Annotated in this window: 16 protein-coding genes; 8 read left to right on the forward strand and 8 right to left on the reverse strand. The window is 63.0% G+C overall.

Going from position 1 to position 13,540, the window contains the following annotated elements:
- Positions 1 to 36: 36 nt before the first annotated feature.
- Positions 37 to 984, reverse strand: coding sequence for an AraC family transcriptional regulator (locus BcanWU425_RS22765; protein WP_231188566.1), 948 nt, complete (start codon positions 982 to 984; stop codon positions 37 to 39).
- A gap of 296 nt (positions 985 to 1,280) precedes the next feature.
- On the opposite strand from BcanWU425_RS22765, the gene BcanWU425_RS22770 reads away from it, so the two are divergent.
- Genes BcanWU425_RS22770 through BcanWU425_RS22780 form a run of 3 tightly spaced genes read left to right on the forward strand, consistent with a single transcriptional unit; the run spans position 1,281 to position 3,867 of the window.
- Complete coding sequence (locus tag BcanWU425_RS22770) at positions 1,281 to 2,378, forward strand: DUF2336 domain-containing protein (RefSeq protein ID WP_204511037.1); 1,098 nt, start codon at positions 1,281 to 1,283, stop codon at positions 2,376 to 2,378.
- Positions 2,375 to 2,695 (forward strand): PilZ domain-containing protein, encoded by a 321-nt coding sequence (locus BcanWU425_RS22775; RefSeq protein ID WP_018456358.1) that lies wholly within the window; start codon positions 2,375 to 2,377, stop codon positions 2,693 to 2,695. The genes BcanWU425_RS22770 and BcanWU425_RS22775 overlap by 4 nt, the downstream gene beginning before the upstream one ends.
- A gap of 50 nt (positions 2,696 to 2,745) precedes the next feature.
- A complete protein-coding gene (locus BcanWU425_RS22780) occupies positions 2,746 to 3,867 on the forward strand; it encodes an HD-GYP domain-containing protein (RefSeq protein ID WP_085353014.1) in 1,122 nt (373 codons plus the stop codon).
- Positions 3,868 to 3,893: 26 nt separating this feature from the next.
- Here the strand turns inward: BcanWU425_RS22780 and BcanWU425_RS22785 are convergent, their stop codons facing one another.
- Together BcanWU425_RS22785 and BcanWU425_RS22790 are read right to left on the reverse strand one after the other, a co-directional pair.
- Complete coding sequence (locus BcanWU425_RS22785) at positions 3,894 to 4,097, reverse strand: hypothetical protein (protein ID WP_018456356.1); 204 nt, start codon at positions 4,095 to 4,097, stop codon at positions 3,894 to 3,896.
- A gap of 131 nt (positions 4,098 to 4,228) precedes the next feature.
- Positions 4,229 to 4,906: a nitroreductase gene (locus BcanWU425_RS22790; protein ID WP_026233152.1), complete on the reverse strand. Its 678-nt coding sequence runs from the start codon at positions 4,904 to 4,906 to the stop codon at positions 4,229 to 4,231.
- A gap of 128 nt (positions 4,907 to 5,034) precedes the next feature.
- Here BcanWU425_RS22790 and BcanWU425_RS22795 point away from each other — a divergent pair, with 128 nt between their 5' ends.
- Positions 5,035 to 5,997, forward strand: coding sequence for an alpha/beta hydrolase (locus tag BcanWU425_RS22795; RefSeq protein WP_026233151.1), 963 nt, complete (start codon positions 5,035 to 5,037; stop codon positions 5,995 to 5,997).
- A 46-nt stretch (positions 5,998 to 6,043) separates the two neighbouring features.
- On the opposite strand, the gene BcanWU425_RS22800 is transcribed toward BcanWU425_RS22795, so the two are convergent.
- Positions 6,044 to 6,415 (reverse strand): nuclear transport factor 2 family protein, encoded by a 372-nt coding sequence (locus BcanWU425_RS22800; RefSeq protein ID WP_018456353.1) that lies wholly within the window; start codon positions 6,413 to 6,415, stop codon positions 6,044 to 6,046.
- A 100-nt stretch (positions 6,416 to 6,515) separates the two neighbouring features.
- On the opposite strand from BcanWU425_RS22800, the gene BcanWU425_RS22805 reads away from it, so the two are divergent.
- A complete protein-coding gene (locus tag BcanWU425_RS22805) occupies positions 6,516 to 7,079 on the forward strand; it encodes a TetR/AcrR family transcriptional regulator (RefSeq protein WP_018456352.1) in 564 nt (187 codons plus the stop codon).
- A gap of 15 nt (positions 7,080 to 7,094) precedes the next feature.
- Here the strand turns inward: BcanWU425_RS22805 and BcanWU425_RS22810 are convergent, their stop codons facing one another.
- Positions 7,095 to 7,565 carry a cupin domain-containing protein gene (locus BcanWU425_RS22810; protein ID WP_018456351.1) on the reverse strand — a complete coding sequence of 157 codons (471 nt, stop codon included), beginning with the start codon at positions 7,563 to 7,565 and terminating at the stop codon, positions 7,095 to 7,097.
- Positions 7,566 to 7,768: 203 nt separating this feature from the next.
- Between BcanWU425_RS22810 and BcanWU425_RS22815 the strand changes: the two genes are divergently transcribed.
- Positions 7,769 to 8,017: a hypothetical protein gene (locus tag BcanWU425_RS22815; protein ID WP_018456350.1), complete on the forward strand. Its 249-nt coding sequence runs from the start codon at positions 7,769 to 7,771 to the stop codon at positions 8,015 to 8,017.
- Positions 8,018 to 8,240: 223 nt separating this feature from the next.
- Positions 8,241 to 9,332: a type II asparaginase gene (locus BcanWU425_RS22820; protein ID WP_026233150.1), complete on the forward strand. Its 1,092-nt coding sequence runs from the start codon at positions 8,241 to 8,243 to the stop codon at positions 9,330 to 9,332.
- A gap of 128 nt (positions 9,333 to 9,460) precedes the next feature.
- Here BcanWU425_RS22820 and BcanWU425_RS22825 read toward each other — a convergent pair whose 3' ends face one another.
- The gene (locus BcanWU425_RS22825) at positions 9,461 to 10,336 is read right to left on the reverse strand and encodes an MBL fold metallo-hydrolase (RefSeq protein ID WP_018456348.1); all 876 of its coding nucleotides are present in this window, start codon (positions 10,334 to 10,336) and stop codon (positions 9,461 to 9,463) included.
- Between the two features lie 133 nt (positions 10,337 to 10,469).
- On the opposite strand from BcanWU425_RS22825, the gene BcanWU425_RS22830 reads away from it, so the two are divergent.
- Positions 10,470 to 11,003: an REP-associated tyrosine transposase gene (locus tag BcanWU425_RS22830; RefSeq protein WP_026233149.1), complete on the forward strand. Its 534-nt coding sequence runs from the start codon at positions 10,470 to 10,472 to the stop codon at positions 11,001 to 11,003.
- A gap of 163 nt (positions 11,004 to 11,166) precedes the next feature.
- On the opposite strand, the gene BcanWU425_RS22835 is transcribed toward BcanWU425_RS22830, so the two are convergent.
- Together BcanWU425_RS22835 and BcanWU425_RS22840 are read right to left on the reverse strand one after the other, a co-directional pair.
- Positions 11,167 to 12,789, reverse strand: a complete 1,623-nt coding sequence (locus BcanWU425_RS22835; protein ID WP_204511036.1) for an ABC-F family ATP-binding cassette domain-containing protein — start codon at positions 12,787 to 12,789, stop codon at positions 11,167 to 11,169.
- A gap of 176 nt (positions 12,790 to 12,965) precedes the next feature.
- Complete coding sequence (locus BcanWU425_RS22840; RefSeq protein WP_157642967.1) at positions 12,966 to 13,307, reverse strand: hypothetical protein; 342 nt, start codon at positions 13,305 to 13,307, stop codon at positions 12,966 to 12,968.
- Positions 13,308 to 13,540 lie beyond the last annotated feature (233 nt).

The following is a 13,540-nucleotide window of genomic DNA, read 5'->3' on the forward strand; positions in this document are numbered from 1 at the left end:
ACGGATCATCAGGCCGGCCCTCAACGTTTTGACGCGCTAAGTTCGCCGTCCGGATTCAAGCGTTTGCGACGGTGTCTCGCCGAACTGGTCGCGATAGCTTCTGGAGAAGTCGCCGAGATGCCAGAAGCCGAACGCCAGCGCGACGGCCTTGACACTATCGGCACCCGCGAGCAGCCGCTGACGCACCAGCCACAGCCGCCGCAGGCGCAAGTAGCGGTGCAGGCTCATTCCACGATAGCGGCGGGCGACGTCGTGCATGGTGCGAACGGACAAGCCGAGTTTGCGCGCGATCTCGTCGCTGTAGATGGGCAGCGAGAGGTCGTCGGAAAGCAGCGCGCGGATGTCCTGAAAGACTTTGAAGTTGCGCTCGTCATTGGGGCGCAGGGTCCATCGCGCGGGAACGATACTTTCGAAAATTGCGTCCACAGCGCCGAGCAGGGTCTCCTTCATGCCGGCCGCCTTCAGCGGCAAGTCGGGCGAGGCGACGGGCTCCGACGCGGCTTCCAAGACTTCCCGGACCACACCGCGAAGCCGGCTCAAGCCCGCAGCGGTCGTTTCGAAGATTTTGAAGCAGAGGGTTGCTTGTGGCCAGCCGCGATCCGTCACCTCCGGCCTGAACACCACCGAGGCGATTTGCCGCTGCACCTCCTCGATGATGGTGTAAGCCGCGCCGCCGCTGCCGATGACGATAACGGGTCGTATACGCCGCGCGCCGTTGAATCGAACGGTCACGTCCAAATCGTCCATCGTGAATCCGATCGCGGTACAATTCTCGACGAGCTGTGCGTCGACGACCCGCGGAAATGCCCGCGTCAAATTCACGTCGCAGCCGGGTAGCGACAGAATACTCTGCTCGGCCGAAATCCTCCGTACAAAAGGCGTGAACTCGAAGTCGAGCCCTCGTATGGCGTTTCGAAATTCATCGACGTCGGTGAAGCGAAATACCTTTGGCGCCAGCGTCGGCGGATCATCACTTCTATTCATGGCAATGTGAACTTCGCGTCGCAACACACGCGTCCGGCGACGATGCCGGCCCGCTTCTGCGCTCCGTGTGCCTTAAGTCTGAAAGAATCACTTCGAACTATGCCGACCAGTTGGCGAGCGTCGAAGTCCAAGGACAAGGCGGCGCATCAAATCTCGCCAATTTTCGATAGCGTTTTCCGTGTGGCCAGCGGTGCAGATATACCTAGACGAGCAAAATCCAAACTTCAAATTAACGTCTGTCGGGCGGAATAGGTGCAGTTCGATAGTCCAAATTAATTTTAGGTCAGGCCCCTGCCATGATGGCAAATTCGCCTGCTGATATTCTTGCTGAATTGGAAGAGGTGGTCGCAACCTACCCACCGCACCGTTGCGCACGCATTCTCGCCGGCATGGTGCAGTTGCTCACTGGCAGCCGCGGCCAGTGCCGGGAATTGCTCGTCAACGTGGTCGACGGTGTTCTGCTGCGATTGACGGAACGGGTCGAGGCCAGCGCACTGGTTCAGCTCAGCACGGCGCTCGCGGAACTTGACATCGCGCCTCCCGAAACATTGTGGCGTCTCGCCTCGCACGATAGTCCGGACGTGGCATGTCCTGTGTTGCTCAAGTCGCGTGCACTTTCCGCAGCCGATCTCGAGGCTGTCATTGACTCCCGTGGCGAGTGGCATCGACGCGCGATCGCCGCGCGCAGCGACATCGCGCCGACGGTGACTGAGGCGCTGATCAAGCACGGCGGCCCGATCTGCCTTGACCTGATCAAGAACCAGGGAACGAAATTCTCCGACGCAGCCTATGCAGCGCTAATTGCCAAGGCCGACCAGGACGGCGAGATCGCGAAGGCGCTGGTGCTCCGGCCCGGCACGCCCGATCTGGTCGTGCGCAAGCTGCTCTCCGCCCCACTAGCCCGGAAGGCACCCGCCCCGTCCGCCGCAGCGCCGGTGCCGGAAGCGGAGCCGGCTCCGCCAAAGCGGCCTTGCCGGGCCGACTACGCGGGCGCGAGGCCGGAGATCGTCGCCCTCAACCGCGTCGGCAAGCTCAACGATTCCACGGTGAACCGCTTTGCGATCCGCGGCGAGACGGCCAATTTGTTCACGGCGCTGTCGGTGCTTTCAGGGGCGCCGCTCGAAATTATCGAGCATGTCGCGAGCGATGACGATTGCGAGGGGCTGGTCATGGCGTGCCGGGCGTCGCGGCTAAACTGGCAGACCACCCTTACCATCCTGAGCAACCGCAGCGGAAAAAGGCTCTCCTATTCCGAGCGCGAGCGCGCGCAACGGATCTTCGAGACGCTGCTTCTGTCCACCAGCCAATGGACAGTGCGATGGGGGCAAATAGTAGCAAACGCCAGCACAGGCGACCCGGGAAATTGCAGCCCGAAGATGGGGGTTAGCCGATGAAGTTCGACGGTCGCAAAGCGATGCGCGTAAAAATGGATCACAAGCAGCCTGTCAATCTAATGGGCTCGGACGGCACTTGGCGGCGCAGTTGCGTTTTGCTCGACATATCGCAAAGCGGTGCCAAGATCGAGGTCGAGGGCACGCTCGACGTGCTCCAGGCCAAGGAATTCTTCCTGCTGCTGTCCTCGACGGGGCTCGCCTACCGGCGCTGCGAACTGGTCTGGATCGACGGCACCACGGCCGGCGTGCACTTCGTCACCGCAGACGGCAAGAAGAAACCGGCAGCCTCTGTGCAGGCTGCCGCTCAGAACAAATAGGCCCAAGGATTCATCAGCCCGATCCAACTCCAGCATGATTCAGGTCAACCGTGCAGAACGCGCGAACTATATCCCGCCCCGTCAAAGGCGACGGCGGCATCCGAGAGAAGGAAGCGGCACGCCCATTCGTGCATGTGCTGGCTGACTCCTCGGAAAAATTGTCGAGCGTCTGTTCGATTCTCGAGCAACGGTTTGCCGTCGCAGGCGAACGGCTCGACGCAGAAGCCAAGCTGTCCCAGATGCCGTTCGCGATCGTCATCCGTGCGGAATTGCGTGACGTCCACACCATCGCGGCCATCAAGAAACGAGCCATAAAGTTCGCAAAGGCAACGAAGCGCATCTTCCTGGTCGAGCACCCCTCTCACATGAGTATCTCGCAGGCCTACGCGCTCGGGGCCACGCTCGTCCTTCCCGGGACGATCGACAAGATCAAGCTGCTGGCAGCGCTGGCTGATTCCGCCGAAGAGGCGTCTGCTTCCTCAGGTCAGGCGCCGCAGCAGGACAATGCCGTCGAGGCCGCGGCGACGGCGATCGCGTCGATGTTCACGGCCGTCGCGCTCGGCGAGCCCATCGATGTCGACGGCACGAAGGAAGCCGGCCGCAAGATCGCTGATCGCATCACCCAGCATGGCTTGTCCGAGTGGCTCACCACTGTGCGGCGCCACCACGAGGGAACCTACCAGCACTGCCTGCTCGTGACCGGCGTTGCGATCGACTTCGGACTGAGTCTCGGTGTGGGCCGCGCCGACCTCGAGCGGCTGTATTCGGCGGCCATGTTCCACGACCTCGGCAAGGCCCGGATCCCGCTTGCCATCCTCGACAAGCCCGGCCGTCTCGATCCGGCCGAACGTGCCATGATCGAGACTCACCCGATTGCGGGTTACGATTTCCTGAAAGACCACGACAATATCTCACCGGAGATCCTCGATGCCGTGCGGCATCATCACGAATTTCTTGACGGCAGCGGCTATCCGGATGCACTCGGGGCCGAGAGTATTGGCGACATCGTGCGGATTCTCACGATCTCGGACATCTTCGCGGCCCTGATCGAGTATCGGCACTACAAGCCGACGCTGCCACGCAGCGAAGCCTATGACATCCTATGCGGGATGAGCGGAAAGTTGGAGAAGGCGCTGCTGACCGCGTTCAGGCAGGTCGCTCTCACGAGGTAAGCGCAGCAACCCGTCTCGACCCCAGTCTAGTGCGCGGCGCGATGTCTGGTGCGGCGCGGAACGGTCCGGCAGGCGAGCCCTTCGGCCAGCAGCTTCATGTCCTCGTGCCGGCCGCTGCGGATCAGCCGGCCGAACTCTTCGGGTGTGAAAGGAAGACTTGGATCATCATCGATCGGACGCCGCACTCGCGGGCCGAAGAACCGTCGAACCAGGCTAGCGAGCCGCCGCATGTCAATTCCCTCGCGCCAGCATCAAACCTTTCAGTCCGCACATTGTTCCTCCTGCACGATCGAGATTGCAAGAGGCCGCCAAGCGGTCCGCACCAAAAATTTCGGCGAGAGAATAATCTCCTCTGCCCGCACTACTCGGCGAATCCGACGTAGCGCACGAAATCGTCGTTGCCCTCGCGATCGGAGCGCACCGCGTTCGCGGCAAAGTTGTCGTCAGGATAGCCCATCGCGACGCAGGTCATGATCACCTCGTCCTCCGGAATGTTTACGACCTCGCGCACGATGTCAGAGCGCATGATGCCCTGCCCGTTGATCACCGAACCGAGACCGCGGTCCCAGGCCGCGAGCACGATGCCGTAGCAGAGCGCGCCCAGGTCGAAATGGCAGACCGCGCCGGGATCGAGCACGCGGTCATAGGTCAAGACCAGCGACACCGGCGCATCGAACTGGCGGAAGCCGCGCAGCACCCAGTCCTGCCGCATCGGCTTGTCGTCGCGCGCGATCCCCATCGCGCCGAACAGTTTCTTGGCGACGTCGACTTGCCGGGTCCGGTGCACGCCCTGATACTCGCCGTGACTGACGATGTCGCGCTTCACCTTGGCGCCGCCAACCATCTCCTCCATGTTGCGTCGGCGCAGCCGTTCCAGCGGACCGCCCGTGAGCACGTGGACGTGCCAGGGCTGGGTGTTCATCGACGAGGGCGCACGCTTGGCGCTGTCGATGATCGCTTCGATCACCGCGCGCGGCACCGGCTCGTTCCTGAAGCCGCGCACGCTGCGGCGCGACTGGACCAGCGTTTCGAATTCCACCTCAAGACCTCCCTGCCCGTTCATCCCCTGGCGCGCCAACACGCGAGCGGTTGCCGATGCGGCGCGCAATATCTATGCTAACCCGCAAGCAAGACCAAGAACCCTGTGAGGATCCCATGAAAGCCAACATGGCTGCACCGCTCGATCCCGTCATCGCCCAGATCATTCCGCTGCTGCCAATGCGCGATGCCACGACGATGACGCCACAGAGCGCCCGCGATTCCTTGCGTGCACTGGCTGCCTCACGCGCGGCCATAGCGCCACCACCGGTCGACATCATCGCGGATATCAAGGTGAAAGGCGGCGCCGGTCCGCTGGATGCACGGGTCTACCGCGTCGGCACCACGCCGGCGCCGACCGTGGTGTTCTTCCATGGTGGCGGCTGGGTCGCGGGCGACCTCGAGACCCACGACCGGCAGGCACGCAACCTTGCGATCGAGACGGGCGCGGTCGTCGTCTCCGTCGATTATCGCCGTCCGCCCGAAACGCGTTTTCCCGGCGCGTTCGAGGACGCCTTTGCCGCGGTCAGCGACGTGTTTGGCCGCGTCGCGGAATTTGGCGGCGATGCAAAACGCTTCGGCGTTGCCGGCGACAGCGCCGGCGGCAATCTCGCCGCCACCACCGCGATCGCCTGCCGCGACGCCGGCATCAAGCTCGCGGCGCAACTCCTGGTCTACCCCGTGACCGACGTCCTCGGGAGTTATGCGGACGCGCGCGAGAACGCACGCTTCCCCTCGCGCGCCGAGAATGCCGAAGGCTACTTCCTCTCGCGCGCCGTGATGGAGTGGTTTTGCGGTCATTATCTCGCCGATCCCTCTCATGCGACCGACTGGCGCGTTTCACCGCTGCGCGCGGCTTCGCTCGCCGGCGTCGCGCCCGCGATCGTCACCACCGCCTGGTTCGATCCCCTGCGCGACGAAGGTGCAGCCTACGCACGGGCGCTGGAGGCAGCCGGTGTGCCGGTGAAGCATCATGAAGGCCCCGGCCTGATCCACGGCTATTTCGGCCTCGGCGACGCCTCCGAGGTGGCGCGAGCCGAAGCGCAGCGCGCACGCGCGGACTTCAAGGCGCTTCTCGCGCGCGGCGCCTGAGGGCGATATCCGGAGCGGCAGGATCGACCGCCGCGCCGGCCGGCGTTCAGGACTTGGCAGCGGGCACCTCGAAGAAGCCCGTCGCCTGAACGAGGCGGCCATCGTCGCCGAAACGGCCGAAGCTCTCGCCCGTGACGAACACGCGACCGGCGCCGTCATACATCGTCCAGCGAAAAAGCCCTTGATCATGGTGCTCGAGGAAGCTGTCATTCCTGAAATGCGCGCCAGGAAACTTGAGCTGGGTTTGACCGATGCGCGCCATCAAGGCGTCGCGTCCCTCAACCTGCGAGCCCGGATCGGTATACACGCAGTCCGCGACCACGCTTTGCTCGAGCAGCCGACGCCGCTCGTCCTCATCGATGGGTCCCCACGCCGCCTGATAGGTGTTCCAGGTCTTCAGTCGCGCTTCATCGTTCATCTCGCAGAACCTCTCGCTTCATGCCGCTTTCGGTCATATTGACAATTATTGATACTTTGTCAATATGACCCGACGTTCAGTTCCGACGCTTGTGAGGCTCATGGCTCGTTCCAGCATTTCGAAAGAAGAGCTCGCCGTCGAGGCTGCGACGGAGGTCTTCTCCCGCTACGGCCATGCCCGCACGACGATGGGCGACATCGCCGCCAGGGCGGGAATGTCGCGGCCGGCGCTGTATTTGCTCTTCCCCGACAAGGACGCCGTGTTCGCGGCGGTGATCCAGCGAATGGACGAGCAGAAGCATCGGGAGATCAGGGCCGCAATCGCGCGCCTCGACGGCCTTCACGCCAGGCTGCTCCACGCCTGTAAATCCTGGGGATCGCATGGCTTCGACCTGATCGAGGCGCATCCCGATTCGGCAGATCTGTTCGACCTCCGTTTCCCCGCAGTTCGGAAGGTCTACGACAACTTCCAGTGTTTGGTCGCCGACCTCATCCGCGATCAGGTGAATGCCGCCGGGATAGCGGTCGAGCCGGAGGTGCTGGCGCGATGCCTGGTGTTCGGCATGCGGGGACTGCGCGAAACCGCCAGGAACGGCAAGGAGATGCGGCGGCTGATCGCCGTTCAGGTCACCACGCTCGTCAGAAGCATCAATGACGGCACTTGAGCTTCGAAGAGCCGCCTACCGCGCCTTCCCCGCCCGCTGCGCGTCGGTGTGCCCCCAAGTTTGGTCCCAATCCTGACCGGCGGCATCGACGACGCGGCCGTCGGCTTCGAAGAACTTGTTCGGCACCTGGAAGATCGCCAGGATCAGGGCGCCCTCCGGGCACCAGGCGGCATGCCGGCTGCCCGCCTCGCGCCAGATGAATTCGCCGGCCTTGCAGGTAATCCCCTTGGCCGGTCCCTCGTTGTCGACGAGAGCGCCCTCGATGACATAACTCTGCTCGACGCCGACATGCTCGTGATCGGGCAGCACCGATCCCGGCGCAAAGCGCATCAAGGCCGTCATCAGACCGCTGCTGCGATCGAACAGCAGCGTCTTGGCCTCGCAGCCGGGAAAGCGCGTCTTCTGCCATTCCATCTCTTGCGGCCGAACCAGGTGAGAATGCCGGTCAGAAGCGGCATCCGGCATGTTCGCAATCAGGGTCTCCATTACGATGCTCCCTTTCGGCTAAACTCGCCTGAAGCTAGCAGGATCGCCCGTCCCGGTCAGCGAGCAGTGCAGCAGGCGTCGGCCCTTTCGTACCCGCGGTCGGAAATCGCCAGCAAGACCGGGCGGCAGGCGCTCATCCAGCTTGATTGCGCCACGATTTCCGGCTCCAATCCGCGTGCCATTTCTGGTTTAGGGAGACAATCATGATGAAGCGGATTTTCCTGGCTGCGATCGTTGCCACGTTCGCAGCGGGTTCGGCCCTCGCGGAGGACACCTGCGAAAGCAAGGCGGTCGGCAAGGACGGCAAGGCCCTGGCTGGCGCCGCCAAGACCTCGTTCATGAAGAAGTGCAAAGCCGAAGCCTGCGCGCCCAAGGCCGTCAGCGCCGAGGGCAAGCCGCTCGCCGGCGCCGCCAAGAACAGCTTTATGAAGAAGTGCGAGATGGGCGCGTAAGGCGCCGCAAATTCGCTGCTGCTTTAGCGAGCAATCGCCAGACGAACTGCCACATGGCCGGGCTTGTCCCGGCCATTCGCGTGTGTGTTTCCGTGTGCCGGCTTCCAGACCAAATCATCCGAAAGCAGCGTCGCCCTAGACAGGAGCTCTCGACTGACCGATCATGCGGTGCTGAGCGAAACGGGGCGCATCGACAAGGCTTTCTAGCAAAGGGAACGTCAAGATGTGGCAACCTCGAGTGCGTCATCACTTCATCGCGGCAATGAGCTTGCTCTTCGCGCTGCTCATCGGACTTGAAGCCGCGAACGCGCGGGGCCCGGGACTGCCCAATGTCATGGTGCTCGCAACCGGCGGCACGATCGCCGGCAGCGGGGCGAGCAGCACCACCGTGGTCGGCTACACCGCCGCCACGGTGGGCATTGAGACGCTCCTGAATGCCGTCCCCGAACTGAAAACGGTGGCTAACGTCAAGGGCGAGCAGGTTTTCCAGATCGCCAGCGAGAACATGAACAATGACTACTGGCTCAAGCTTGCCAAGCGCGTCAACACGCTGCTCGCGCAGGACGACGTCGATGGCATTGTGATCACGCACGGGACCGATACGATCGAAGAAACCAGTTATTTTCTGGACCTCGTCGTCAAGAGCAAGAAACCTGTCGTCGTCGTCGGCGCGATGCGGCCGTCGACGGCGATCAGCGCGGATGGACCGATCAACCTCTTCAATGCGGTGATCCTCGCAGGCAGTGACGAGGCCGTCGGCAAGGGCGTGCTCGTTGCTCTCAACGATCAGATCAACGCGGCTCGCGATGTCACCAAGAACAACACCTCGACGGCGGACACCTTCCGTGCCCCGGAACTCGGCTTTCTCGGCTACATGCAGGGCAACAAGCCGTACTTCTATCGTCAATCGACGCGCCGGCACACGGCGGACTCCGAATTCGACGTCTCCAGCCTCGATGTCCTGCCGCAAGTCGACATCGTGTACGGCTACGCCAACATGAACCGGGTCGCGATCGACGCGTTTGTCGCCGCCCGGGCCAAGGGGATCGTGCATGCCGGCGTCGGTGACGGCAGCCTGGCTCGCCCCGCGGTCGAGCCAGCCCTCGACGAGGCCCGCAAGAAGGGTGTCGTGATCGTGCGCAGCAGCCGGGTCGGCAACGGCATCGTCGCGCGCAACGGCGAGGCCAAGGACGACGAGCACGACTTCGTCGTCTCGGATACGCTCAATCCTCAAAAGGCGCGCATTCTGCTGATGCTGGCGCTGACCAAGACGACCGACACCAAGGAAATCCAGCGGATGTTCTATACGTACTAAAGCGTTCGACGCGCGGGCGCTCCACGAACTCGTCTTGCCCGGCTTGTCCCGGGCATCCACGTTTTTGTTTCGTGCAGCCATGGTCGTGGATGGCCGGGACAAGCCCGGCCATGACGGCGACCCAGTGGTCAATCCCGCTTGAAACGATAATCAAAGGCGGCGCCGAGCGGCCTGATCAGCCCGACCGTCGGCGCCGGGAAATGAATCGGCAGGATCAGCGTGTCGGTGTCGGCGACGGAAGCAAAAAACTTTCGCCGCGACACCGCGGACTGCTTCGCATCCCAATCCGGCTTGGCCGACCAGTCCGGCTCGCGGCACTGGATCTGATGATGCATGAGGTCGCCGGCGACCACCGCGCGGCGCCCCTTCGAAAAGATGTTCACGCAGCAATGGCAGGGCGAATGCCCCGGCGTCGGCGTCAGCGTGACGGTGTCGTCGAGCGCGTAATCGTCATCGACCAGCAGCGCTTGGCCTGCCTCGACGATCGGCAGGCAATTGTCGCGAAACACGGTGCCGGGCGGGTTGCGGCCCTTGGCATGCTCGGCCTCCCAGGCCGCATATTCACCCTTGTGGAAGACGTATTTCGCATTCGGAAACGTCGGCACCCAACGGCCATCGCGCAAGGTCGTGTTCCAGCCGGTGTGGTCGATATGAAGATGCGTGCAGAACACGTAGTCGATCTGCTCGAAGCCGATGCCGAGCGCGAACAGCTCGTTGCGCCAGCGTTCCTTGCCGGGAAAATCGAACGGCGGCGGATGGCCCTTGTCCTCGCCGGTGCAGGTGTCGACCAGGATGGTATAGCGCGGCGTGCGCACCACGAAGGTCTGATAGGTGATGACCATCATGCCGCGCGCGGCATCGAACACCTCCGGCTCCATGGTCGGCAGATGGTGCCTGAACACACCCTCGTCATAAGCCGGGAAAAAATCCTGCGGCCGCCGCCACGGCCCCTCCCGCTCGATCACCGCATCGATGGTGATGTCGCCGATCCGGAGTTGCTTCATGGCTATTTCGCTCCGCTTTTTTGAAACAGCGTAGCGAGAGCCCCTGAAACGTGCAAGCAAGCGAATGGATTGCAAATCTCTCGATCTGGTTGTAGCCCGGATGGAGCGAAGCGTAATCCGGGAAGGTGCTCGCGTGGTTCGCTATCGGCGCAATCTTCTCCCTGGTGGGACCTTCTTTTTCACCGTGACGCTGGATGATCGAAGATCATCCGTGTTGGTCGATCATGTGGACAAGCTGCGCCACGCATTCCGGGTGGCGCGCGCTGAAAGGCCATTCACGATCGAAGCAATCGTGGTCCTCCCTGATCATCTGCACGTCATCATGACGCTGCCGGACAATGACGCTGATTTTTCCGGCCGATGGCGGCGGATCAAGAGCTCCTTCACGCATCAACTGGCTGTTTCAGGTGCCCCCATCTCCCGCAATCGTCGGGGGGAGTTCTCTCTGTGGCAAAGGCGGTTTTGGGAGCACACGATTCGTGACGACGCCGATTTCGAACGCTGCGCCGACTACATCCACTTTAACCCGGCCAAGCACGGGTATGTCTCTTCGCCGGCAGACTGGCCGCATTCATCGCTTCACCGCTACGTCCGCGAAGGCGTGCTTCCGCCCGATTGGGGAGGAGCTGGAGAGATAGTTGGTAGCTTCGGCGAACGCGAAGACTGACCCGGATTACGCTTACGCTCCATCCGGGCTACGAGATTTCCACGGACTCCTGTCGCCCGGATGAGCGAAGCGACATCCGGGGCCGGACCATCCGCAGCGCACGACTAGCCACGCGGCACGAAACCCGGATTACGCTTCGCTCCATCCGGGCTACCGCCGATCACTACGACCGCAACCCCGGCGCTTCCTGCCCCGTGCGCGCGACATATTCGGTGTAGCCGCCGCCGAACTGGTGGATGCCTTCGGGCGTCAGCTCCAGCACGCGGTTCGACAGGACGCTGAGAAAATGCCGGTCATGCGAGACGAACAGCATGGTGCCCTCGAAATCCGACAGCGCCGTAATCAGCATCTCCTTGGTGGCGAGGTCGAGATGGTTGGTCGGCTCGTCCAGCACCAGGAAGTTCGGGGGATCGAACAGCATCTTGGCCATCACCAGGCGCGCCTTCTCGCCGCCCGAGAGCACGCGGCAGCGCTTCTCGACGTCGTCGCCGGAGAAGCCGAAGCAGCCGGCGAGCGCGCGCAGGGAGCCCTGCCCCGCGGTCGGAAACGCATATTCGAGTGACTCGAACACCGTCTGCTCGCCGTCGAGCAAATCCATCGCGTGCTGCGCGAAATAGCCCATTTTGACGCTGCCGCCGACTGCAACGGTGCCCTCGTCCGGCTCGCTCGCACCGGCGACGAGCTTGAGTAGCGTCGATTTGCCGGCGCCGTTGACGCCCATCACGCACCAGCGCTCCCTGCGGCGGATCATGAAATCGAGCCCGTCATAGATCCGCTTGCTGCCGTAGCCCTTGAAGACCTTTTTGAGCGCAACGACGTCCTCGCCCGAGCGCGGCGCCGGTGGGAAGTCGAACGCCACCGTCTGGCGGCGGCGCGGCGGCTCCACCCGCTCGATCTTGTCGAGCTTCTTCACCCGGCTCTGAACCTGCGCCGCATGAGATGCGCGCGCCTTGAACCGCTCGATGAATTTGATCTCCTTGGCGAGCATGGCCTGCTGGCGCTCGAACTGCGCCTGTTGCTGCTTCTCGCTCAACGCCCGCTGCTGCTCGTAGAATTCGTAATTGCCGGCGTAGGTCGTAAGCGAGCCGGAATCGATCTCGACCACTTTCGAGATCACGCGGTTGATAAACTCGCGGTCGTGCGAGGTCATCAGCAGCGTGCCTTCGTAGTCGTGCAAGAACTTCTCCAGCCAGATCAGGCTTTCTAGATCGAGATGGTTGCTGGGTTCGTCGAGCAGCATGACGTCGGGACGCATCAAGAGAATACGCGCCAGCGCCACGCGCATCTTCCAGCCGCCGGAGAGTTTTCCGACGTCGCCGTCCATCATCTCCTGGCTGAAGCCGAGGCCGGATAGCGCCTCGCGCGCACGGCCGTCGAGCGCGTAGCCGTCGAGCTCCTCGAACGCGTGCTGCACCTCGCCGTACCGCGCGATGATCTCGTCCATCTGGTCGGCCTTGTCGGGATCGGCCATCGCGGTCTCGAGCTCGCGCAGCTCGGCGGCCACCGCACTCACCGGTCCCGCCCCGTCCATGACCTCGGCCACGGCGCTGCGGCCGGCCATCTCGCCGACATCCTGGTTGAAATAGCCGATGGTGATGCCGCGATCGGTCGAGACCTGCCCCTCATCGGGCAGTTCCTCGCCGGCGATCATCCGGAACAGCGTGGTCTTGCCCGCGCCGTTCGGGCCGACGAGCCCGATCTTCTCGCCCTTGTTGAGGGCGGCGGACGCTTCGATGAACAGGATCTGGTGGCCGGCTTGCTTGCTGACGTTGTCGAGGCGGATCATGAGGTCTTTTTGGGGGATTGTTGCGTTGCAGCGTCATAGGCCATGCAGGCCGCCAGGGGAAGCCTGGCCGAGCCCGTGTTGTCTGCTCGGAGAGAACCTTGGCCGCACGCCGAAGTTGCTGCCTGTGGCTGAAATGACGCACGCCGCCAGCAATGGCCTCGGCTGCGAACAACGGTTCATTGTTCCAGGGGTTCCACTCCGATAGCGTCGCCATGTCGTGCCGCCAATGGCCTGGCAGTCAACAAGACGTCAGGTGGGCAAGTGTCGGGATTTCGGCGGATTTCAACCAAGCGGGCAGCGTGGCTGGCTTCGACTGCCTTGGCGGCGACGCTGGCCGGTACGGCGGCGGCGCAGGCCGCAGATTCGACCTGGTCGACCAGCCCAGGCACGGGCGACTTCAACACCGCCGCCAATTGGAGCCCGGCCGTGGTGCCAACTGGCACCGCGTTCTTTGGCACCTCCAGCACGACGGCAGTTTCATTCTCGGCCGACGCCAGCTTCGGCGGCTGGACCTTCAACAGCGGCGCGTCGACTTACCACTTCACCAATAGCCGGTCTCTTTCCTTCATCGACGCTGGTATCAATGCCCAGGGCGGCCAAGTCTTTATACGCAACGACACAAATGCTCTGAATTTCTACAACAGCAGCACGGCCGGCGCAGGAGCTGCTCCTGCAACTCAATTTGACATCCAGAACGGCGGCAGCGTCAACTTTTACGACACCAGCACGGCCGGTAATTCCCGCATTAGCT

The sequence above is a fragment of the Bradyrhizobium sp. WU425 genome (assembly GCF_021052305.1).
Classification (GTDB): Bacteria; Pseudomonadota; Alphaproteobacteria; order Rhizobiales; family Xanthobacteraceae; genus Bradyrhizobium; species Bradyrhizobium canariense_D.